The sequence below is a fragment of the Paludibacterium flexuosum genome, from assembly GCF_037076605.1.
Taxonomy (GTDB): Bacteria; Pseudomonadota; Gammaproteobacteria; order Burkholderiales; family Chromobacteriaceae; genus Paludibacterium.
This window is the reverse complement of the sequence record NZ_AP029060.1, coordinates 3,410,783-3,431,405: the sequence shown is the minus strand read 5'-3', so window position 1 is coordinate 3,431,405 and position 20,623 is coordinate 3,410,783. Positions and strand designations below refer to the sequence as shown.

Sequence of the window (20,623 nt, the reverse complement as noted above, 5' to 3'; positions counted from 1 at the left end):
TTGCGGTTTTGCGGTTTTGCGGTTTTGCCTGATTGACACCACTGGCTGTCAGCATGAAAAAAGGCGCCCGAGGGCGCCTTGTTCTCCAGCCGGACAGCAGGACTCAGACTGGCTTGAGGCGGGCGGTGAAGTGACGCAGGATCGGCGGTTCGTATTCGAAGGTCAGACCACGAATGCTCTTGGCACGTGCGTTCAGGTCGATCAGGCAATCGGCGATGTAGTCCATGTGGTCATTGGTGTAGACACGACGCGGAATGGTCAGCCGCAGCAGTTCGAAGGAAGAGGGCTCCTGTTCACCCGTGGCCGGATTGCGTCCCAGCAGCAGCGAACCGATTTCCACACCACGAATCCCGCCTTCCAGATACAGTTCGCAGGCCAGCGAATGGGCCGGGAACTGGTGCGCCGGGATATGCGGCAGCATCAGCTTGGCATCGACAAACACGGCATGTCCGCCGGTCGGGGTCTGCACCGGCACCCCTCCCTCGGCCAGACGCTCACCCAGATAGGCCACCTGGGCAATACGATAGCTGAGGTAGTCGTGATTCATGCCCTCTTTCAGACCGATGGCCAGCGCTTCCATATCGCGACCGGCCAGGCCACCATAGGTGACGAAGCCTTCCATGGCCACGCAGCGCACCTGTACCGCACGGAACAGATCCAGGTCGTCGCGGAAGCAGCACAGACCACCGATATTCACCAGGCCGTCTTTCTTGGCAGACATGGTAAAGATATCGCCATAGCTGAACATTTCACGCACGATGTCCTGGATCGGGCTGTCAGCGTAATCGCGGTCACGGTGCTTGATGAACCAGGCGTTTTCCGAGAAACGGGCGGCATCCAGAATGACCGGAATACCATGCTGGCGGGCCAGCTGGCTGACGGCACGAATGTTGCCCATCGAGACAGGCTGACCACCGGCACTATTACACGTCACCGTCACGATCACACCGGCGACGTTGTCCACGCCATGGGTGCTGATCGCGGTTTTCAGGCCTTCCAGGTCGAAGTCGCCCTTCCAGTCATAGGCTTTCTGGGTATCCAGTGCGGCAGGTGTCAGAACATTGAGTGCGCGGGCGCCGGCCATTTCGACGTGGGCCTTGGTGGTGTCGAAATGGTAGTTGGACAGGAACACCGGCGACTTGCCGGCTTTGCGCTTGACCAGCTCCGGGAACAGGATCTGTTCCGCACCACGACCCTGGTGGGTCGGCATCACGTGCTGGTAACCGAACACTTCGCGTACCGTCTGTTCCAGATGGTAGAAGTTGCGGCTGCCGGCATAGGATTCGTCGCCCATCATCAGGCCAGCCCACTGCCGGTCGCTCATGGCGCCGGTTCCGCTGTCCGTCAGCAAATCAATGTAGACATCATCGCCATGCAGCAGGAACGGGTTCCAGCCGGCCTCGGCCAAGGCCTGGCGGCGGTACTCCGGGGTGGTCTGGTGAATGGGTTCAACCATCTTGATACGGAACGGTTCAGGAATACGACGAGCCATGTTTACTCTCCCTGGGCGCAACGAGGCCTGCCTGCATTGGCAATGGCATGTTGGCCACACATTAGCGAAATCTGAATTTTTGGAAAAAACGGGCTGCGCAAGCGCGCAAGGGAATCAGACGCGAGGAAAGTCGTAGGTCAGGACGATGTCGACCGTATACCAGTTCGGGATCACGGCCCGATACGTGTGAGCATCCATCTTCAACTCGAAATCAGTGGGTTAGGACAAGTGTGCTTTTTGTCAGCACTATCTCAGACTACTCCATCACCCATTTCTCATACAAGAAAAAAATATTCCATGAGTTTGCTCAGACGCAAACACGCCTCATTCAGCATCAATCGTCAAAACGCCATGCCCACATTGGCCATTTATGTCAACCGATTAGTAAAAATCCACAGACTTATATCAAAAAATCAGGAAACAATCCTCTTGTCATTACATTTTTATGGAAATATTACCAATGAAAATAAGAATATCGCTATGATGCAAAACCCCATCGAAGCGTCAAATGAATGGGACATAACAAAAAAACATAATGTCGTTGGTCTTCTCAAGTTCGCGGACAAGGAAATCTTTTCATGATCAAACAATCACATCCCAAGGGGCTGTACCTGCTCTTCGTGACTGAAATGTGGGAACGTTTCAGCTACTACGGCATGCGCGCCATTTTCGTACTTTTCATGGTCAAGGCCCTGATGCTGGACAAGGCACATGCCTCCAGCGTCTATGGCACCTTTACCAGCCTGGTCTATCTGACCCCGCTGGCCGGTGGCTACATCGCCGACCGTTTCTGGGGTAATCGCCGCTCGATCATTGCCGGCGGGCTGCTGATGGCAGCAGGCCAGTTCCTGCTGTTCTTCTCCGGCTCGGTGTTCAGCCAGTCGATCGCTTCGGCCACCACCCTGATGTACATCGGTCTCGGGGTTCTGATTGCCGGCAACGGCCTGTTCAAGCCGAACATCTCCTCCATGGTGGGGCAGCTGTACCCGGCCGGCGACAAGCGCGTCGATGCGGCATTCACCATCTTCTACATGGGCATCAATGCCGGTGCACTGATTGCACCGCTGGTCTGCGGCACGCTGGGGGACACTGGCAATCCGCATGACTTCAAGTGGGGCTTCCTGGCAGCAGGCTGCGGCATGCTGTTCAGCCTTGCCATTTTTGTCACGCTGAAGAATGCCCTGCTGGTGACCCCGGAGGGTCGTGCCATCGGTCTCAAGCCGGCACGCGATGCCGACGGTCAGAGTGCGGTCAGCCATGAGCCGCTGACACGCAAGGACTATGAACGCCTGGCGGTCATCCTGATCGTGTCGCTGTTCGTGATCTTCTTCTGGTCCGCCTTCGAGCAGGCCGGGGCGTCGCTGACGTTCTTCGCCGACGAGCAGACCAACCGCAACCTGCTGGGCTTTGTGGTGCCGGCTTCGTACTTCCAGTCGATCAACCCGGTGGGTATCGTGCTGTTCGCCCCGGTGTTTGCCTGGCTGTGGGGCAAGCTGGGTCAGCGCGGCATGGAGCCGGCCTCGCCGACCAAGATGGCCATCGGCCTGTTCCTGCTGGCCGTCGGTTATCTGGTGATTGCGTTCGGTGTCGATGGCCTGCAACCGGGCGTCAAGGTCAGCATGATGTGGCTGGTCAGCCTGTACATGCTGCACACCTTTGGTGAACTGTGCCTGTCGCCGGTCGGCCTGTCGCTGGTGGTCAAACTGTCGCCAGCCCGCTTTACCAGCCTGATGATGGGGATCTGGTTCCTGTCCAACTTTGCCGCCAACAAGTTTGCCGGTGTGCTGTCCGGTCTGTATCCGGATCCGAAAATGGCCCCGCCGGTTTTCCTCGGCTACACCATCACCAACCTGCATGACTTCTTCATGCTGTTTGTCGTGATGGCCGGCTTTGCCTCGCTGATTCTGTTCCTGCTGTCGCGCAAGCTGCAGAAGATGATGCATATCGAAGCCTGACCGACACGGAACCGGACGCTTCAATCAAGCCACAGCGGCTGCTGTGGCTTTTTTTATGCGGTTTTTTTTGTGGGAAAGCGTCAGCTTTAAAAGCATATTAAGCCTTGCTGGTATAAAATCGCAGGTTGCTATAAACACGGCTGGCAGGAATTGACATGGACAAGACCAAACGGCGCGTGGTGATGGTGTTGCTGGCGCTGCTGACAATCCGGCTGCTGGCGATGTTTTTCATCCCGCTCAACGACACCACGGAAGCGCGCTACGCGGAAATCGCCCGCAAGATGCTGGAGACCGGCAACTGGGTGACCCCGCTGCACGACTATGGTGTGCCGTTCTGGGCCAAGCCCCCCCTGTCGACCTGGCTGTCCGCTGCCTCGATGGGGCTGTTTGGCGTGAATGCTTTCGCCGTGCGTCTGCCGGCGCTGCTGCTGGGGATCGCGACCGGCTGGCTGACCTTTCTGCTGGCGCGTCGCCGTCAGGGTGAGGAAGCGGCCTGGATTGCCGTGCTGGCCCTGGCCGGCGGCGTGCTGTTCTATCTGTGCGCCGGTACGGTGATGACCGACCCGTCGCTGCTGTTCTGCGTGACGCTGGCCCAGGTGGCCTTCTGGTTTGCCCTGCGCGAGAACAGCCGGCTGTGGGGCTATCTGTTTTTTGCCGCCCTGGGGCTGGGCCTGCTGGCCAAGGGGCCGCTGACCATCGTGCTGGTCGGCATGCCGATCTTCATCTGGCTGTGTCTGCGGCGCGAATGGATGACCATGTGGCGTGGACTGCCGTGGTTCGGTGGTCTGTTGCTGCTGCTGGCCATCGGGGTGCCCTGGTACATCCTGGCCGAAATCCGCACGCCGGGCTTCCTCAACTACTTCATCATGGGCGAGCACGTTCACCGCTTCCTGGACCCGGGCTGGAAGGGGGATCGCTATGGTTTTGCCCATGCCACGCCGCACGGCATGATCTGGCCATTCGCTTTTGCCGGGCTGCTGCCCTGGTCGCCGCTGGCAATTTTCTGGCTGCTGCGCCGTCGTCCGGCCCTGCCGGGCGAGCCGAATGATGGCTGGATGTCCTATATTGGCTTGTGGTCGCTGATGACTCTGGCTTTCTTCACCTTGTCCGGCAACATCATTTTTCCCTATCCGCTGCCGATGGTGGCGGGATTTGCGCTGCTGTTCGCCGAACTGTGGCGCCGCCGCCGGGCCGGGGCCGGTCTGGTCATCGGGCTGGGGCTGTCGGCCGGTGTACTGACGCTGGCGGCCACACTGGCCTTCCAGCTCTGGCCTGGCAAGGTTGGTCGTTCCCAGGTGTCGCTAGTACGCGCCTGGCAGGCGGATCATCCCGCGCCCTACAGCCATTTGCTGTATTGGGATACCCGTCGCGAATTCTCGGCAGAGTTCTATTCGCAGGGACGGGTCCACACCAGTATCGAGCCGCAGGCAGCGCTGGCGCTGCTGGACGACAATACGGTGGATTACATTGCCACTTCACTCAGCGATTATCCGACCCTGCCCCAGGCGGTGAAGGACGCTTTTGAAGAAATCGGACGCTTTCACAACCCGGGTGAAGTCACCCTGCTGTTACGTAAAAAACACGGCGCTGCCTGACCAGGATCTGTCATGACCGACGATTTCGTTCCAGAATATCTTTTGCAATTGCGTGCATCCGAGCGGCCAGCCGACCCGCTGGTCAGCTGCATCGTCCCCGCATTCAACGAGGCCGACAATATTGTCCCCCTGCTGCAGACCCTGCATCAGATCCTGCAGGCAGAAGGCCTGCGTCATGAGCTGATCGTGGTGGATGACGGCAGCCGCGACGCCACGGTGGAGCGGGTACTGGGGATCAAGGAGCACCTGCCGGTCACGCTGGTGCAACTGTCACGCAACTTCGGCAAGGAGCTGGCACTGACCGCCGGTATCGACCTGGCGCGTGGTGATGTGGCCGTGCTGATCGACGGTGACTTCCAGCATCCGCCCGAGATGATTCCGGCCTTCCTGGCCAACTGGCGCAAGGGCTATGACATGGTCTACAGCGTGCGCGCCAGTCGTGACGGCGAAACCCTGGCCAAGCGCTGGTTTACCCGTGTGTTCTATGCCCTGCTCAATACCGGCGCCCAGCTGAAGATTCCGGAAAACACCCAGGATTTCCGTGTGCTGGACCGCTGCATTCTGCATGCCCTGCGCCAGATGCCTGAGCGCAACCGTTTCATGAAGGGGCTGTACAACTGGGTGGGCTTTACCCGGCTGGGGGTGGAAACCCACACCAACGACCGCCGCGGCGGCAAGAGCAGCTTCAACCTGTATCGTCTGCTCGGCCTCGGGCTCACCGGCCTGACGGCCTTCTCCAATGTCCCCCTGCGCGTCTGGACCCTGATCGGCAGCTGCATCTCGCTGGCCTCGATCGCCTATGCCCTGTTCGTGCTGGTGGAAACCCTGCTGTTTGGCAATGACCAGCACGGCTGGCCGACCCTGACGGTCGGCATCATGTTCCTCGGCGGCGTGCAGTTGCTGTCCATCGGTGTGCTGGGCGAGTACATCGGCCGCATCTTCACCGAGGTCAAGCTGCGTCCGGCCTATTTTGTCAGCCGGATCACCCATCTGACCGGCAGTGCCGAGGGCCGCGAGTGAAGCAACAGCTGTTCTGGTTCGGCGTGGTCGGCATCAGCGCACTGATCGTGCACTTCGTGGTGGTGACAGTTTTTTTGACGCCGCTGGGGCTGGCCCCGCTGCTGGCGAATATCGTCGGCTTTCTGGTGGCCTTTCAGGTCAGCTACTGGGGACACCGCCAGCTGACTTTCGGCCAGGTCTCGGTACCGCACCACCAGGCTTTGCCGCGCTTTTTCGGCATTGCCTGCCTGAGTTTTGCCGTCAATGAAAGCCTGTATGCGCTGCTGTTGCGCTATACCCCGCTGGATTACCGCGTCGCTTTGCTGATCGTGTTGTTCACGGTCGCTGCCCTGACATTTGTGCTGAGCAAACTGTGGGCCTTTCGCAGCCGGAGTGCCGCCTGATGCGCCGCCTGATTCTCTGCGCCGATGATTTTGCCCAGTCCCCCGCCATCAGCCGCGGCATTCTGGCACTGATCGATGCGGGCAGGTTGTCGGCCACCAGTGTGTTTTCCTTGTCGGATTGCTGGCCTGAGCTGGCCCCGGAACTATCAGACCGTGCCGTGGATGTCGGCCTGCATTTCAACCTGACCGAAGCACTCGGCCAGCCGGTGCGCGGACTGGGCTACTGGCTGCTGATGAGCCAGCTGCGGACCCTGTCCCGGCAGCAGCTGTGCCATCAATGGCTGCAGCAGATCGATGCCTTCGCCGACAAGCTGGGGCGCTTGCCGGATTATCTCGATGGCCATCAGCACGTGCATGCCCTGCCGGTGGTACGCGCCGCCATGACCGATGCCATCGCCCTGCGCTGGCCTGCCGCGGACAAGCCTTATATCCGGCGCCCGGACCGACTGGCTGATGCCGGTGACAGCGCGTTCAAAGGACGGGTACTGCGGGGATGTTGCGCCGGTTTCTCGGGCCACTTGCAACAACATGGCCTGCAAGGGCCGGACTGGTTTGCCGGCCTGTACTCGCTGACGCCGGCGGCCGACTTTGCCGGTCTGATGCGTCACTGGCTGCAGACCATGCCGGATGGCGGACTGATCATGTGCCATCCCGGAGACCCCGATGAGCGCCCGGACCCGATCTCGGCCACGCGCCCGCTGGAGTGGGCCTGGCTGGCCGGTGACGGCTTTGCGGACGACATGGCCAGCGCCGGGGTGACCCTGAGCCGCTACACGCCGGTCTAAAGCCGGTCGCGCAGGTTCGCCGGACGCCAGTCTGCCTGCGTCAGCAGGGCATGCAGGGCCGGCAGACGAAACCATTCGCCCTCGGTTGGCGGACATTCGAAATCAAAGACCTCTTCCCCCAGACGAAAGCGCAGCGACCAGGCATGCAGATAGCCGCGATCGACCGGCGGCTGGCTGGCCGGATGATAGAGCGGATCGCCCAGAATCGGTGCCCCCAGACTTTTCATGGCCACCCGCAGCTGGTGGGTCTTGCCGGTCAGCGGCTTGAGAAAGAACAGCCGGATGCCCGGCTGCAGCGACGTACTGAGGAAGCGGGTGCGCGCCGGCTGGTGCTGCGCACTCGTCAGCCGCCAGGCCCCGCCCCTTCCCTTGAGCATGTCACCGCTGATCAGTCCCTGTTTCTTGCCCGGCTTGCGATCCGACAGCGCCAGATAGAGCTTGTCCATCTGCCGCTCAGCCAGTTGTTGCGACAATGCCCGCGCCACGTCGGGTGAACGTGCCAGCAACAGCAAGCCCGAGGTCATGCGATCCAGGCGGTGAACCGGCCAGACCTCCCCCAGCCCGGCGCGCACTGCCTCCACCAGCCCGGTTTCTTCCCCCTGATGGTGAAAGCTGACTCCCGCCTGCTTGTCGATCAGGAAAAAGCGCGGATCTTCATGCACAAGACGGAACAAGGCTATTCTCCCCGGTAGCGCACGCCCAGCGCACTGCGCGCCTGATCCAGCAGGGCAATCATGCGCCGCGAGTGCGTGTGGCTCAGAATCGGGCTTTCCAGTCCGCCGGCCCGCAGCAACTGGCAGAAATGCGCGGTTTCATAATTCAGGCCGCCACCGCTGACCGGTTCATCCAGTTCGACCACGCGGCCATCCTGGTACTGAATGGTGGCCCGGGCCGGATTCCACCACTTGTCGTGCAGGGTGACATGCCCGCGCGTCCCGGCGAGCAGGGCGTCCCCCTTGCCGCAGACATCCAGCCCGCTATACAGCTGGGCAAAGCCGTCGTCAAAACCGACATTCAGGCTGGCAAACAGATCAATGCCCTCGCCGCTCAGGCGACCCAGGGTCTGCACTGTACGCGCCTCACCCAACCAGTCCACGGCCAGAAACGCACCGTAGATGCCAACGTCCAGCAAGCCACCACCCGCCTGCTCATGACGAAAGACACTATGACCGGCCGGCAGGCCGGCACTGGCAAAGCCGGCGCGCACCAGCCGGACCGGACCGATCGGGTCTTTGGCAAGCTGCTGGCGCAGACGCTGATAGAGGGGGAAAAATGGTGGCTTCATGGCCTCCATGAAGAGCCGGCCATGCTGTCTGGCACATTGCAGCACCTGCTCCAGCTGACGGGCATTGAGGGCGGCAGGTTTTTCGCACAGCACGGCCTTGCCGGCGGCCAGCGCCTGGCAGGCATAGTCGGCATGACTGTCGTGCAGGGTGGCGATGTAGATCGCCTCCACCTCGCTGGCCAGCAGGTCCGCCAGCCCGGCGCAGACCTGGGCCTGCCCCCGTGCCGCCAAGTCGGCGGCAGCCTCGGGACGGCGTGCCCAGACATGGGTCAGGCAGGCCTCGGGCACCGCCTGCAGCGAATCGACAAAGCGGCGCGCAATGCTGCCGGCACCGATGATGCCAAAACGCACTGGCGGGCGTGAAAAGTCGGACATGGTGACTCCATCAGAACAGGGCAAGCATTGTGCCTGCCGCCCCGGGCCGGATCAATCGTCTGCCAGCTCGCGCATGCGCGCTTCGGCCTCGATGCGCATCTTGCGGCGGATTTCCGCCTGGCGAAAACGCTTTTTCTGCTCGTCGGTTTCCAGTGTCAGAGGAGGCACGGCAACCGGCTTGCCCTCTTGCAGGGCGACCATGGTGAAGTAACAACTGTTGGTATGACGAACCATGCGCTGCTGGATGTTCTCCGCCACCACCTTGATCCCGACCTCCATCGAGGTGCGGCCGGCGTGATTGACGCAGGCCAGAAAGGTCACCAGCTCTCCGACGTGGATCGGCTGCTTGAACAGCACCTGGTCGACCGACAGCGTCACCACATAACTGCCGGCATAGCGACTGGCACAGGCATAGGCCACCTGATCCAGCAGCTTGAGCAGCACGCCACCGTGAACGTTACCGGAAAAATTCGCCATGTCGGGTGTCATCAGCACCGACATCACCAGCTCTCGCTCAGCCATTCGCGTCTCCTGAGTAAACAAGCACCATGATGCCATCCGTCATGTGGTGCTATGATAAAGAATCACAAGGTGTTGATTCCATGTCGATATCAAGCATATCTGCCAGCAGCTACAGTGGCTTCCCTGCACCGACGGGCAGCAATGGCCAGCCGCTGACACCGGCGCAGCAAAAGCAGGTGGCCGATTTGCAGGCCGCCGACCGCGACGTGCGTGCCCATGAACAGGCACACATGGCGGCCGCCGGCGGTCTGGCGACCGGTGGCGCCAGCTTTACCTATCAGACCGGACCGGATGGCAAGCAGTATGCCATTGCCGGCGAGGTGCCGATCGCCATTTCCACCGGCAGTTCGCCGCAGCAAACCATTGCCCTGGCACGCCAAATGGAAAAGGCGGCGCTGGCACCGGCTGATCCCTCGCCGCAGGATCGCAAGGTGGCTGCCAGCGCCCAGCAGATGATCGCCAGGGCGGAGGCGCAACTGCGCGAGCAACAGATGCAAAAACAACAGGCTGGCAGCCCGGATCAAGCTGCCAGCCCCACCTACTCGGCCAGTGGTACCACCGAAAGTGCTACCGCCACGAGCGGCAGCCTGATCAACACCTACGCCTGATCTCCGCGCTGACCTGCCAGCCGCAAGCCATTGCCGACCACCATCAGACTGGCGCCCACATCGGCAAACACCGCCATCCACAAAGAAGCATGACCTGCCAGCGCCAGGGCAAAGAACACCAGTTTGATCGCCAGTGCCAGCCCCAGATTGAAATACAGTACCCGCATGGTACGGCGTGCCAGGGCAAACATTGGCGGCAGCTTGCTCAGGCGATCCTCCATCAGGGCGACCGAGGCGGTTTCCAGCGCCGTATCCGAGGCCGCGCCCATGGCGATACCCAGATCGGCCCGTGCCAGCGCCGGCGCATCATTCACCCCGTCGCCAACCATGGCCACGACACCGTAACGGCGCTGCAGCGCTTCGATCTGCTGCAGCTTGTCCTGTGGCAACAGGGCACCGTGCGCCTCCTCGATGCCGGCCACCTGGGCCAGGCTGTCCACGACGCGCTGGTTATCGCCGGACAGAATGACGCTGTGCACCCCCAGTGCCGCGAGGCGTGACACGCTGTCGGCCGCGTCATGACGTGGCTTGTCCGCCACGGCGATCAGTGCCAGCACCTGCTGCTCAGCCATCAGCACCAGGGCGGCCTGCCCCTTGGCCTCGACATGATCCAGAGCCTGCAACAGCGCTTCATTCAAGGCACCGGCCTGTTCGGCCATGCGCCGGCTGCCCATGGCATACAGGCGCCCATCGATGCGTCCCTGCACTCCCAGACCAGCCTGTTCGCTCAGGCCTTCGGCCACGGGCAAGCTCAGGGCCCGCTCACTGGCCGCGCGTTGCAGGGCGCGCGCCAGGGGGTGTGTGGAATGGGCATCCAGGGCGGCGGCCAGCGTCAGGACGGCTTCTTCGCTCTGCGCATCAAAGGGCTGGATCCCCACCACCTCGGTCTGCCCGGTGGTCAGGGTACCGGTCTTGTCGAAGGCCACGGCCTTGACGCGGGCGGCAGTTTCCAGCGCCTCGCCACCCTTGATCAACAATCCCTGCCGCGCGGCAGAAGCCAGCGCACTGACCAGCGTCACCGGCGTGGCAATCACCATGGCGCAAGGGCAGGCAATCACCAGCAGCACCAGCGACTGATAGAACGCTTCACGTGCCGGCATCAGTCCGAACCAGGGCAGCAGGATTGCCGCCGCCACGGCCAGCAGTACCACGACCGGCGTGTAAATCAGCGCAAACCGGTCGATGAAGCGCTGGGTCGGCGCACGCGAGGCCTGGGCATCGCGGACGCTGTCGATGATGCGCGCCAGCACCGAGCCGTCCGCGGCGGCATGGCTGACCATTTCGATCAGGCCCTGGCCATTGATGCTGCCGGCAAAGACAGTGCCCCCTACCCCCTTGTCGCGCGGCAGACTCTCGCCGGTAATCGGTGCCTCATTGAAGCTGCTTTCGCCCGCGATGATCTCGCCATCCAGCGGCACGCGTTCGCCCGGACGCACCCGCAGTCGGCTGCCGACAGCCACCTCGGCCACCGGCACCTCGCGCCAGCCGGACCGGGCATCGGCCAGCCAGGCCGTGGCCGGAGCCAGGCTCATCAATTCACGCACGGCCTGTCCGACCCGGGCCAGCGACATGGCCTCGAGTTTTTCCGCCAGACTGAACAGGAACAGCACCATGGCCGCTTCCGGCCACTGACCGATGATCAGCGCCCCGGTGACCGCCAGGGCCATGAGGAAATGGATGTTCATCACCCGCGAACGCAGGGCAATCCAGCCCTTTCTCAGCGTCGGCAGACCGCCGCAGGCAATCGAGATCAACACCAGGACGATCACCAGCGGATGATGATCGGTCGACACCCAGGCCACGCCTTCGGCGGCCACCGCAGCCAGGCCGGAAAGGAGGAAACCGGTTTCACGCAGGGGATGACGGGCCGTAGCCACCGGCGCGTCCACTGCCTGCAGAGGCTCGGCCTGCATGCCGACATGGCCGATGGCACGGATGACCTGGTCGATGTCGAGCTGATGGTGCTCGATGGTCAGGATGCGTTCGAAGAAGTCAAAATGCAGCCCGGTCACACCCGGCACCTGGGCCAGTGCTTTTTCAATCAGCCGCGCTTCGGTCGGACAGTCCATGGCCTGGATACGCAGCGACGTCCGCAGCGCGCCAGTCTGTTCGCTCAGACGGCTTTGCAAGGCGGCCTGACTGCCGCAGCAGCCACCCGCGGCATGCTCATGCTGGTGCTCATGCCCATGCTCATGCTGGTGCTCATGCCCATGCTCATGCTGGTGCTCATGCTGGTGCTCTTGCTTCGGCTCGCAGGCATGTCCCTGGCAACCGCAGCCCTGCTTCCGGAAAATCGACTCGCTCATCACGCTATCCTTGCCGTGCATTACTGTTGTAGCGAATTCCACACCCTGAAGCTACTATAGGGTCAAGCACTTTTTTGTGAGAGTCATGATGCTGATTGGAGAACTGGCCAAACTGGCAGGCTGTGAGGTGGAAACCATCCGCTTCTACGAGAAGGAAAAACTGCTGTCGGCGCCCGAGCGCAGCGCCTCGGGCTATCGCCATTATCGCAGCGACCACCTGGGTGAGCTGAACTTCATCCTGCACTGTCGTTCGCTGGGCATTTCCCTGGCCGAAATCCGTCAGCTGGCCAATTTCCGCGCCGACCCTTCACTGGCCTGCGAAGAGATCAACCAGTTGATCGACCAGCATATCAAGAGTGTGCACCAGCAACTGGAGTCGCTGCGACTGCTGGAGCAGCAACTGCTGACCTTGCGCCAGCGTTGCCAGCACAGCAGTGATGCCGCTCATTGCGGGATTCTGCAGACGCTGGTACAGGCCGCCGAAGGTGAGCCCTGTGCCTGTCATGGCGCCCTCCCGTCGCAGACGGCGAATTGAACCCTGCCCCCTCGTCCTTTACACGGGCTTGATACCAAAGATCAGTAGTCCATCGCTGGCACGATCTCTATTTTTTATCCGGATGTAATCACACATCCGAATATTTACAACAGCTATAGAAAAATAGAGAGCCATGGAAACTGTCAATCGATTACTCATCGCCAATCAGGCCTGGGCAGAACGCTGCCGGGCCCGCGACCCGGAGGCGTTTCTGCACCTGAGCCGCGGGCAACGGCCATCGGTCTTCTGGGTCGGCTGTGCCGACAGCCGGGTACCTGCCGAGCGACTGACCAACGCCGCACCCGGCGAACTCTTTGTTTATCGCCATATCGCCAACTTGCTGCTCGATCAGCATGGCACCGCCATGAGCGCCCTGGAGTACGCGGTCGAGGTGCTGCAAGTCCCGCATATCGTGATCTGCGCCCATAGTGGTTGCGGTGGTGTGCGAGCGGCACTCGAGGGCAGCTTTGCAGAAGACTCTTCACTGGGGCGTCATTTGCAACCACTGGTACAGTTGGCCCGGCGTCATGCCAGCGATCTGCAGGCCTTCGGGCAAGAGGCCGAACGGATCGATTGTCTGGCGCAGTTGAGCGTCATGACCCAACTCGAACAACTGGCGCAACTGCCTTTGATCCGGCAAGCCCGGCGCCGCCCGGTCCTGCATGGCCTGATGTTTGATCTGGGCAGCGGCCGCCTGCGGCGCCTGCCCCATCCGGGAGCGTGATATGCAGCTGAATGACATCACTCGCGAAGTCGGCGCCGCACTGGTGGTTTATCTGGTCGCCCTGCCCCTCTGCCTGGGCATCGCCAGTGCCTGTGGCGTGCCGCCTCAGGCAGGCATCATGGCCGGCATCCTCGGCGGCATCGTCATCGGGCTCGGCAGCGGCTCTCAGGTCAGCGTCAGCGGGCCGGCGGCCGGGTTGATTCTCATTGTGGTCAATGCCATCGGCCAGATTGGTTTTCCCGGTTTGCTGGTGGCAACCTCGCTCGCCGGCGTCATGCAATGGCTGCTGGGGCTGACCGGGTTTCACCGGCTGATGGGCTTCATTCCTGCCGCGGTCATCAAGGGGATGCTGGCCGCCATTGGCGCGACGCTGGTGCTGCGCCAGCTACCGGTACTGCTGGGAATGGGCCGCTTGCCCGGTCTGCACGACACCGATGCACTGATTGCCCGCCATACCGCCGTCCAGCAGGAGGCACTGGGACTGTGGCATCTTGATACCGGTTTCGGCGTCTGGTTGCCCGCGCCACTGCTGGCCGGGCTGCTCACCTTGTGTTTGCTGATCGCCTGGCCGGCCAGGCTCAGGCGCCTGCCCGTGCCCATCCTGGCGGTCATCGCATCGGCCATGCTCGCCTGGGCTTTGCCCCGGTTTTTCCCCAGCCTGTCTCTCCCCGCCAGCGCATTTGTCAACTTGCCACCACTCCCCGGCTGGTCCGAATGGGCACAGTGGCTGCCAACGCCTGACTGGTCCTGGCTGACGCATCCGGTGCTCTGGCAAATCGCGCTGGAACTCGCGCTCATTGCCAGCCTGGAGACCTTGCTCAGTCTGGAGGCCATGCAACAGCTGCGCCCCAGCCTGCTACCCGCCCCGCTGAAAAGAGAGTTACTGGCGCAGGGGACAGGCAATTTGCTGGCCGGGTTGCTGGGCAGTCTGCCACTGACGGCCGTGATCGTTCGCAGCTCGGCCAATATTCAGGCCGGAGCCCGCACCCGCTGGTCCACCATCCTGCATGGCTTGTTGCTGCTTCTCAGCGTGGCCTGGCTGATCCCGCTGATTCGTCTGGTACCGCTGGCCAGTCTGGCGGCCATCCTGTTGCTCACCGGCTGGAAGCTGGCCAATCCTGTTCTGTTGCGATCCATGCTGCACCGACCCCGACAGGAATCACTGCCCTTCGTGGTCACGTTGCTGGGAGCGATGATGCTGGACCTCCTCAGCGGTATTGTGCTTGGGGTGCTGACCAGCATCGGCTTCATGCTGTGGCGACAACTGAAGAACAACCTGCACATGACCATTGCGGGCGATGACTACCTGCTGGTCCTCAATCAGGATGTGTCCTTCATGAACCGTCCGCTGCTCAAACAGCGATTGGCCTGTGTCCCGGACAGGGCGGCGCTGGTGATTGATGCAGAGCATATGGATACCATTGATCTGGATGCTCTGGACGTGCTGGAAAATGAGTTGCGCAACCTGCGTGCGCGAGGCGTGAGCATCGAACTGCGCCATTGGCCGGTACACTGCCGCCAGCCTGAGGGCGGAGATCCGGTGTAGTGCGGGCAAAAAAAAGGGCCGGCGATTAGCCGGCCCGAATCAACGCTCGTTATGGGACATACGGAGAAAAACTTCCGCGATGGTGCCCACACAGCACACAGGGAACTGGTACAACAACAATCTGTTTATCCGGGGTCGTCTTGTTCTTTTTCCCCTTCGGCTTTGACTACCCTCTGGTAGCCTGCCTGCCGGTTGCGCACTGGGCGCAACCTGCTGAAATCTTCTGGTGCGGCAATCCTGCCTGAACCACCTTCCCCCCACTGCCGGCAAATCGTCATTCCGGCCAGAGCGCCCCGAGTCCCGGGTACACCCCCAGCACTTCGGCTGGCACCACTGGCAGGAACTGACTACTCAATCTTGCGATTGAGAACACAACACAACACAGGGAGAGTCGCTAGTATAGGCAGGCTGCTAACATTCTAAAAATGAATTAATATTATAAAATCGATTCCAATATGGAATGTTATAGATGGACATTCGCGCCCTGCGTTATTTCACAGAAGTAGTTCGGCAACAAAGCTTTACCCGCGCTGCCGAGAAGTTGTTTGTCACCCAGCCGACCATCAGCAAGATGATGAAGCACCTGGAGGATGAACTGGGCATGCCCCTGTTCATTCGCGAAGGCCGCAGCTTTCGCCTGACCGACGCAGGCCGGGTGGCCTTTGATCGCGGCCAGGATGTCATGGCGGCGATGAACCGCATGAAAGCTGAAATGGCGGACCTGGTGTCGCTGGAGCGCGGCGAGCTGGTGGTCGGCCTGCCACCGATGTCCGGTGGGGCGTTTCTGGCCCCGGTCGTCAGTGCGTTCCGTGAACAATATCCGAATATCGAACTCAAAATGGTGGAGGATGGCGCACTGGCCATCGAGAACAGCGTACGGACCGGACAGCTGGAAATCGGTGCAGCGGTGTTGCCGGTCGATTCTCAAACCTTCGAACAATTCGGCTTTGTGCGTGATCCGCTGTGCGTGGTGGCGCCGGCCGGTTCACCCTGGCAAGGGAAACAATCCGTCAAGCTGGCAGATGTGGCAGACTGGCCCATCGTGTTCTATCCGGAAGACTTTACCCTCAGTCGCCGCATCCTCGATGGATTTGCCCAGCTGGGCAAACCCATCCGCATTGCCGGACGCAGTGCCCACTGGGACTTCATTGTCGCCATGGTCAACGCCAATCTGGGCATTGCGCTGCTGCCGCGCTCGGTCGCCGACCGCCTGGAAAGCTGGCCGTTCGATGTGGTCCAGCTGGATGAAGACCAGATTGTCTGGAGCCTCGGACTGATCTGGCAAAAGGATGTCTATCTGTCACACGCTGCGCGCGCCTGGATTCAGGTCACGCAGGATGTTTTGGGAAAAATGCCATGAAATGGATGCAACACCTCAAATGGGGCCTGATGGCCATGCTGCTGGCCTTGCTGGTCGGCTGCAGCAATCTGGCCCTGAAGAAACCCGATGTACAGGTCGCCAATATTGAAACCGGCAAGACCACCCTGCTCTCGCAGGACTTCACCGTGACCCTGCGGGTGCAGAACCCCAACGAGACGGCACTGAATGCCCAGGGGCTGTCGTTCGAACTGATGGCCAATGGCAAGAAGGTGGCCAACGGGCTGAGCAACCAGCCGATCTCTGTGCCGGCCATGGGCGAGAGCCTGGTGCCGCTGACGGTGCACACCTCGATCATCGACTGGCTGCAACTGGCCGGCGCCGCCATGCAGCAGGGCAAAACCAGCCTCAACTACCAGATCAATGGTTATCTGGACGGGCTGAACGGCTGGGGGCGCATTCCGTTCACCCGCAGCGGCGAGTGGCAGTTGCCAAAATAAAAAATGGCGCCGTCTGCACGGCGCCATTTCAGCTACGACTTAGAGGACACTTACGCCATGCCCTTGCTCTTCAGCAGCTCCAGCATGGTGCTGCCGATTTCCGCCGGGCTGCGGGTATAGGCCATGCCAGCCTTTTCAAAGGCGCGGAACTTCTCTTCGGCCGTGCCCTTGCCGCCGGAGATGATGGCACCGGCGTGGCCCATGCGCTTGCCCTTGGGCGCCGTCACACCGGCGATGTAGCCGACGACCGGCTTGTTCACCTCGGACTGGATGAACTCGGCCGCTTCTTCTTCGGCGGTACCGCCGATTTCACCGATCATCACGATGGCTTCGGTTTCCGGATCGTCCTGGAACAGCTTCAGGGCACCGACATGGTTCAGGCCCGGGATCGGGTCGCCGCCAATGCCGATGCAGGTGGTCTGCCCCAGGCCCAGCTTGGTGGTCTGCGCCACGGCTTCGTAGGTCAGGGTGCCGGAACGCGAGATGATGCCGATCTTGCCGCGACGGTGGATGTGTCCCGGCATAATGCCGATCTTGCACTCCCCCGGCGTGATGATGCCCGGGCAGTTCGGACCGATCAGGGTCACGCCGCCGACGGTTTCGATGTAGCGCTTGGCCTTGAGCATGTCCAGCGTCGGCACGCCTTCAGTAATGCAGACGATCAGTTCGATGCCGGAATCCACGGCTTCGACGATGGAGTCGAGCACGAACGGCGCCGGCACGAAGATGACCGAGGCATTGGCGCCGGTTTCACGCACCGCTTCGTTCATGGTGTTGAACACCGGACGGCCCAGGTGGCTCGCACCGCCCTTGCCCGGGGTTACACCGCCGACGATCTGGGTGCCGTAGGCCATGCACTGCTCGGCGTGGAAGGTGCCGTTCTTGCCGGTAAAGCCCTGCACCAGCACCTTGGTGTCTTTATTTACGAGTACGCTCATTCTTCAATCCTTTGTGTGCTGGGTTAGGCCTTGACGGCAGCCACGATCTTGGCGGCAGCGTCGGCGAGGCCATCGGCCGGGGTCAGTTGCAGGCCGGACTCGGACAGCAGCTTGGCGCCCAGTTCGGCATTGTTGCCTTCCAGACGCACCACCACCGGTACGGTCACTTTCACTTCCTTGACGGCAGCGATGATCGCTTCGGCGATCATGTCGCAACGCACGATGCCACCGAAGATGTTGATCAGCACGCCCTCGACCGACGGATCGGCCAGGATCAGCTTGAACGCCTCGATGACGCGCTCCTTGGTGGCACCGCCACCCACGTCGAGGAAGTTGGCCGGCTGACCGCCGTACAGCTTGATGATGTCCATGGTGGCCATGGCCAGACCGGCACCATTCACCATGCAGCCGATATTGCCTTCCAGCGCCACGTAGTTCAGGTCGAACTCGGAAGCCTTCAGCTCGCGTTCGTTTTCCTGGCTCTTGTCGCGTTGCACCAGCAGATCCGGATGACGGTACAGGGCATTGCTGTCCAGACCGATCTTGGCATCCACGCAAGCCAGTGCGCCGTTGGCACGCACGGCCAGCGGGTTGATTTCGAACAGGGCGAAATCGTTGTCGATGAAGGCCTGGTAGGCGCCCAGCATCAGCTTGGTGAAGGCGGCGATCTGCTCACCCTTCAGGTTGAGGGCGAAGGCCACTTCACGTGCCTGGCACGGCTGCATGCCGACCAGCGGGTCCACCGTCACCTTGATGATCTTTTCCGGGGTTTCTTCCGCCACCTTCTCGATTTCCACACCGCCTTCGGTGGAGGCCATGAAGGTCACGCGACGGCTGCCACGATCGACCACAGCGCCCAGGTACAGCTCGCGTTCGACCGGGTACATGTCTTCGCAGACCAGCACCGAGCGCACCGGCTGACCCAGCGCATCCGTCTGGTAGGTCACCAGGCGGGTGCCGATCAGCGAGCGGGTCACGTCGGCGGCTTCTTCGCGGCTCTTGACCACTTTGACGCCACCGGCCTTGCCGCGGCCACCGGCATGCACCTGGGCCTTGATCACGGCGAACTTGCCGCCGAGCTTGTCGAACGCGGCCGCGGCTTCTTCCGGCGAAGCGGCCAGTACACCCTGCTGCACCGGCAGACCGTACTTGGCCAGCAGCGCTTTCGCTTGGTATTCGTGGAGGTTCATCTATGGTTTCCTTTTCACTGGGTGGCGGACCAGGTCCGCCGCGCCCGATGGTGGCTGATTTGCAGCTTCTTCATGGACGGACTTGCGCCCGTCCCGGGGTTTTACTTGTTATCCGTGCAGGGCACGCTTGTCGCAGGCCAGCGCGGCTTCATGCACCGCTTCCGACAGACTCGGATGCGCATGCACGATACGGGCGAGGTCTTCGCTCGCGGCCTTGAACTCCAGCGACAGCACGCCTTCGGTGATCAGCTCGGAAGCCATCGGCCCGATCACGTGCATGCCGAGGATGCGGTCGGTTTCGGCATCGGCCAGCAGCTTGACCGTGCCTTGCGCCTGGCCCATGCCCAGGGCACGACCGTTGGCGGCGAAGGTGGCCGTGCCCTTCTTGTAGGCGATACCGGCAGCTTTCAGCTGCTCTTCGGTCTTGCCGACCCAGGCGATCTCCGGCGAAGTGTAGATCACCCACGGAATCGAGGCGAAATCCACATGCGGCTTCTGACCGGCGATACGCTCGGCCACGGCGACGCCCTCTTCCATCGCCTTGTGTGCCAGCATCGGACCGCGCACCACGTCGCCAATGGCCCAGACATTCGGCAAGTTGGTATGGCAGCTGTCATCCACCACGATGAAGCCACGCTCATCCATCTGCAGATTGACCGCAGCGCCATTCAGGCCATCCGTGTTCGGCACGCGGCCGACCGCCACGATCAGCTTGTCGACGGTCAGGGTCTCGGCCTTGCCGTCCTTCTCATAGTCGACGCTGATGGTCTTGCCGGTCTTGATGGCACCAATCTTGACGCCGGTCTGGATGTTCAGACCGGTATCCTTGGTCAGGGTGCGCAGCGCTTCGCGGGCGATCTGGCCATCGGCGGCGCCGAGGAAATTCGGCAGCGCTTCCAGAATGGTCACTTCGCTGCCCAGACGGGCCCAGACCGAGCCCATTTCCAGGCCGATCACGCCGGCGCCGATCACGCCAAGGCGCTTGGGCGTGCTGGTCAGCGCCAGGGCCCCGGTGTTGTCCAGCACGTTCTTGTTGTCGATCTCGACACCCGGCAGCGGGCGCGGCCGCGAACCGGTGGCCACGATGACGTGGGTGGCGGTCACGGTGTCGACCTTGTCGCCATCACGGACTTCCAGCTGCCACTTTTCGCTGTCGCGGCCCTTGAGGCTGCCCAGACCGTGGAGGCTGGTGACTTTGTTCTTCTTGAACAGGAAGGCCACGCCGCTGGTGAGCTTCTGCACGATGCCGTCCTTGCGGGCGATCATCTGGGCCGGGTCGAAGCTGGCGCCCTTGACGGTAATGCCGTGCTCAGCGAAACCGTGGTTCAGGGTGTGGAAATGCTCGGACGATTGCAGCAGGGCCTTGGACGGGATGCAGCCGACGTTCAGGCAGGTGCCCCCCAGTGCCGGCTGGCCATCGGGACCTTTGAAAGCATCGATACATGCGGTCTTGAAACCGAGTTGCGCGGCGCGGATGGCGGCAATGTAACCGCCGGGGCCGGCACCGATCACTACAACATCAAATTCCTGACTCATAAGTCTTCCT

20 protein-coding genes are annotated in these 20,623 nt (G+C 61.7%); 12 read left to right on the top strand and 8 right to left on the bottom strand.

All coding sequences use genetic code 11. The features are described from left to right. Positions 1-103 precede the first annotated feature (103 nt). Positions 104-1,492 carry a tryptophanase gene (locus AACH39_RS16295; RefSeq protein WP_215777504.1) on the bottom strand — a complete coding sequence of 463 codons (1,389 nt, stop codon included), beginning with the start codon at positions 1,490-1,492 and terminating at the stop codon, positions 104-106. A gap of 297 nt (positions 1,493-1,789) precedes the next feature. On the opposite strand from AACH39_RS16295, the gene AACH39_RS16290 reads away from it, so the two are divergent. The 6 genes from AACH39_RS16290 to AACH39_RS16265 all read left to right on the top strand — a co-directional run bounded on the left by AACH39_RS16290 (position 1,790) and on the right by AACH39_RS16265 (position 7,230). Further along, on the top strand, positions 1,790-2,074 hold the full coding sequence (locus AACH39_RS16290) for a hypothetical protein (protein ID WP_215777506.1): 285 nt from the start codon (positions 1,790-1,792) through the stop codon (positions 2,072-2,074). Further along, positions 2,071-3,447: a peptide MFS transporter gene (locus AACH39_RS16285; protein ID WP_338620584.1), complete on the top strand. Its 1,377-nt coding sequence runs from the start codon at positions 2,071-2,073 to the stop codon at positions 3,445-3,447. The genes AACH39_RS16290 and AACH39_RS16285 overlap by 4 nt, the downstream gene beginning before the upstream one ends. A 155-nt stretch (positions 3,448-3,602) precedes the next feature. Then, a complete protein-coding gene (locus tag AACH39_RS16280) occupies positions 3,603-5,042 on the top strand; it encodes a glycosyltransferase family 39 protein (RefSeq protein ID WP_215777511.1) in 1,440 nt (479 codons plus the stop codon). A gap of 12 nt (positions 5,043-5,054) precedes the next feature. After that, positions 5,055-6,062, top strand: a complete 1,008-nt coding sequence (locus AACH39_RS16275) for a glycosyltransferase family 2 protein (protein ID WP_215777513.1) — start codon at positions 5,055-5,057, stop codon at positions 6,060-6,062. Next, the gene (locus tag AACH39_RS16270) at positions 6,059-6,445 is read left to right on the top strand and encodes a GtrA family protein (RefSeq protein ID WP_215777515.1); all 387 of its coding nucleotides are present in this window, start codon (positions 6,059-6,061) and stop codon (positions 6,443-6,445) included. The genes AACH39_RS16275 and AACH39_RS16270 overlap by 4 nt, the downstream gene beginning before the upstream one ends. Continuing rightward, complete coding sequence (locus tag AACH39_RS16265; RefSeq protein ID WP_338620583.1) at positions 6,445-7,230, top strand: ChbG/HpnK family deacetylase; 786 nt, start codon at positions 6,445-6,447, stop codon at positions 7,228-7,230. The genes AACH39_RS16270 and AACH39_RS16265 overlap by 1 nt, the downstream gene beginning before the upstream one ends. Here AACH39_RS16265 and AACH39_RS16260 read toward each other — a convergent pair. Genes AACH39_RS16260 through AACH39_RS16250 form a run of 3 tightly spaced genes read right to left on the bottom strand, consistent with a single transcriptional unit; the run spans position 7,227 to position 9,448 of the window. Next, positions 7,227-7,904: a TIGR01621 family pseudouridine synthase gene (locus AACH39_RS16260; protein WP_215777518.1), complete on the bottom strand. Its 678-nt coding sequence runs from the start codon at positions 7,902-7,904 to the stop codon at positions 7,227-7,229. The two genes, AACH39_RS16265 and AACH39_RS16260, sit on opposite strands and share 4 nt — an antisense overlap. A gap of 2 nt (positions 7,905-7,906) precedes the next feature. Continuing rightward, the gene (locus AACH39_RS16255; RefSeq protein ID WP_338620582.1) at positions 7,907-8,890 is read right to left on the bottom strand and encodes a Gfo/Idh/MocA family oxidoreductase; all 984 of its coding nucleotides are present in this window, start codon (positions 8,888-8,890) and stop codon (positions 7,907-7,909) included. Positions 8,891-8,941: 51 nt separating this feature from the next. Next, positions 8,942-9,448: an acyl-CoA thioesterase gene (locus tag AACH39_RS16250; protein WP_215777524.1), complete on the bottom strand. Its 507-nt coding sequence runs from the start codon at positions 9,446-9,448 to the stop codon at positions 8,942-8,944. A 44-nt stretch (positions 9,449-9,492) separates the two neighbouring features. Here AACH39_RS16250 and AACH39_RS16245 point away from each other — a divergent pair, with 44 nt between their 5' ends. Then, positions 9,493-10,020 (top strand): putative metalloprotease CJM1_0395 family protein, encoded by a 528-nt coding sequence (locus AACH39_RS16245; protein WP_215777526.1) that lies wholly within the window; start codon positions 9,493-9,495, stop codon positions 10,018-10,020. Here AACH39_RS16245 and AACH39_RS16240 read toward each other — a convergent pair. Next, a complete protein-coding gene (locus AACH39_RS16240) occupies positions 10,011-12,326 on the bottom strand; it encodes a heavy metal translocating P-type ATPase (RefSeq protein WP_338620581.1) in 2,316 nt (771 codons plus the stop codon). The two genes, AACH39_RS16245 and AACH39_RS16240, sit on opposite strands and share 10 nt — an antisense overlap. 85 nt (positions 12,327-12,411) lie before the next feature. Between AACH39_RS16240 and cadR the strand changes: the two genes are divergently transcribed. The 5 genes from cadR (at position 12,412) to AACH39_RS16215 (ending at position 16,949) form a co-directional block, all read left to right on the top strand. Then, entirely contained in the window at positions 12,412-12,861 is a 450-nt protein-coding gene (gene cadR, locus AACH39_RS16235; RefSeq protein WP_338620580.1) for a Cd(II)/Pb(II)-responsive transcriptional regulator, read from the top strand. A 133-nt stretch (positions 12,862-12,994) separates the two neighbouring features. After that, positions 12,995-13,585, top strand: a complete 591-nt coding sequence (locus AACH39_RS16230) for a carbonic anhydrase (protein WP_215777532.1) — start codon at positions 12,995-12,997, stop codon at positions 13,583-13,585. 1 nt (position 13,586) lies between these two features. Next, positions 13,587-15,131, top strand: coding sequence for a SulP family inorganic anion transporter (locus AACH39_RS16225; RefSeq protein WP_338620579.1), 1,545 nt, complete (start codon positions 13,587-13,589; stop codon positions 15,129-15,131). Positions 15,132-15,600: 469 nt separating this feature from the next. Then, positions 15,601-16,491 (top strand): LysR family transcriptional regulator, encoded by an 891-nt coding sequence (locus AACH39_RS16220; RefSeq protein WP_215777536.1) that lies wholly within the window; start codon positions 15,601-15,603, stop codon positions 16,489-16,491. After that, positions 16,488-16,949, top strand: coding sequence for an LEA type 2 family protein (locus AACH39_RS16215; protein ID WP_338620578.1), 462 nt, complete (start codon positions 16,488-16,490; stop codon positions 16,947-16,949). Before AACH39_RS16220 ends, AACH39_RS16215 begins: the two co-directional genes overlap by 4 nt. Before the next feature lie 50 nt (positions 16,950-16,999). Here AACH39_RS16215 and sucD read toward each other — a convergent pair whose 3' ends face one another. From sucD to lpdA, 3 genes are all read right to left on the bottom strand, one after another. Beyond that, positions 17,000-17,887: a succinate--CoA ligase subunit alpha gene (gene sucD, locus AACH39_RS16210; RefSeq protein WP_215777540.1), complete on the bottom strand. Its 888-nt coding sequence runs from the start codon at positions 17,885-17,887 to the stop codon at positions 17,000-17,002. A gap of 23 nt (positions 17,888-17,910) precedes the next feature. Next, positions 17,911-19,077 carry an ADP-forming succinate--CoA ligase subunit beta gene (gene sucC / locus AACH39_RS16205; RefSeq protein WP_338620577.1) on the bottom strand — a complete coding sequence of 389 codons (1,167 nt, stop codon included), beginning with the start codon at positions 19,075-19,077 and terminating at the stop codon, positions 17,911-17,913. Positions 19,078-19,185: 108 nt separating this feature from the next. Next, positions 19,186-20,613, bottom strand: a complete 1,428-nt coding sequence (gene lpdA / locus AACH39_RS16200) for a dihydrolipoyl dehydrogenase (RefSeq protein WP_215777545.1) — start codon at positions 20,611-20,613, stop codon at positions 19,186-19,188. Positions 20,614-20,623 lie beyond the last annotated feature (10 nt).

Bases quoted from the DNA above. Each gene is read 5' to 3' on its own strand.
- AACH39_RS16295 (WP_215777504.1), bottom strand. From the start codon at position 1,492: ATGGCTCGTCGTATTCCTGAACCGTTCCGTATCAAGATGGTTGAACCC.
- AACH39_RS16290 (WP_215777506.1), top strand. From the start codon at position 1,790: ATGAGTTTGCTCAGACGCAAACACGCCTCATTCAGCATCAATCGTCAA.
- AACH39_RS16285 (WP_338620584.1), top strand. From the start codon at position 2,071: ATGATCAAACAATCACATCCCAAGGGGCTGTACCTGCTCTTCGTGACT.
- AACH39_RS16280 (WP_215777511.1), top strand. From the start codon at position 3,603: ATGGACAAGACCAAACGGCGCGTGGTGATGGTGTTGCTGGCGCTGCTG.
- AACH39_RS16275 (WP_215777513.1), top strand. From the start codon at position 5,055: ATGACCGACGATTTCGTTCCAGAATATCTTTTGCAATTGCGTGCATCC.
- AACH39_RS16265 (WP_338620583.1), top strand. From the start codon at position 6,445: ATGCGCCGCCTGATTCTCTGCGCCGATGATTTTGCCCAGTCCCCCGCC.
- AACH39_RS16255 (WP_338620582.1), bottom strand. From the start codon at position 8,890: ATGTCCGACTTTTCACGCCCGCCAGTGCGTTTTGGCATCATCGGTGCC.
- AACH39_RS16250 (WP_215777524.1), bottom strand. From the start codon at position 9,448: ATGGCATCATGGTGCTTGTTTACTCAGGAGACGCGAATGGCTGAGCGA.
- AACH39_RS16245 (WP_215777526.1), top strand. From the start codon at position 9,493: ATGTCGATATCAAGCATATCTGCCAGCAGCTACAGTGGCTTCCCTGCA.
- AACH39_RS16240 (WP_338620581.1), bottom strand. From the start codon at position 12,326: ATGAGCGAGTCGATTTTCCGGAAGCAGGGCTGCGGTTGCCAGGGACAT.
- cadR (WP_338620580.1), top strand. From the start codon at position 12,412: ATGATGCTGATTGGAGAACTGGCCAAACTGGCAGGCTGTGAGGTGGAA.
- AACH39_RS16230 (WP_215777532.1), top strand. From the start codon at position 12,995: ATGGAAACTGTCAATCGATTACTCATCGCCAATCAGGCCTGGGCAGAA.
- AACH39_RS16225 (WP_338620579.1), top strand. From the start codon at position 13,587: ATGCAGCTGAATGACATCACTCGCGAAGTCGGCGCCGCACTGGTGGTT.
- AACH39_RS16220 (WP_215777536.1), top strand. From the start codon at position 15,601: ATGGACATTCGCGCCCTGCGTTATTTCACAGAAGTAGTTCGGCAACAA.
- AACH39_RS16215 (WP_338620578.1), top strand. From the start codon at position 16,488: ATGAAATGGATGCAACACCTCAAATGGGGCCTGATGGCCATGCTGCTG.
- sucD (WP_215777540.1), bottom strand. From the start codon at position 17,887: ATGAGCGTACTCGTAAATAAAGACACCAAGGTGCTGGTGCAGGGCTTT.
- sucC (WP_338620577.1), bottom strand. From the start codon at position 19,077: ATGAACCTCCACGAATACCAAGCGAAAGCGCTGCTGGCCAAGTACGGT.
- lpdA (WP_215777545.1), bottom strand. From the start codon at position 20,613: ATGAGTCAGGAATTTGATGTTGTAGTGATCGGTGCCGGCCCCGGCGGT.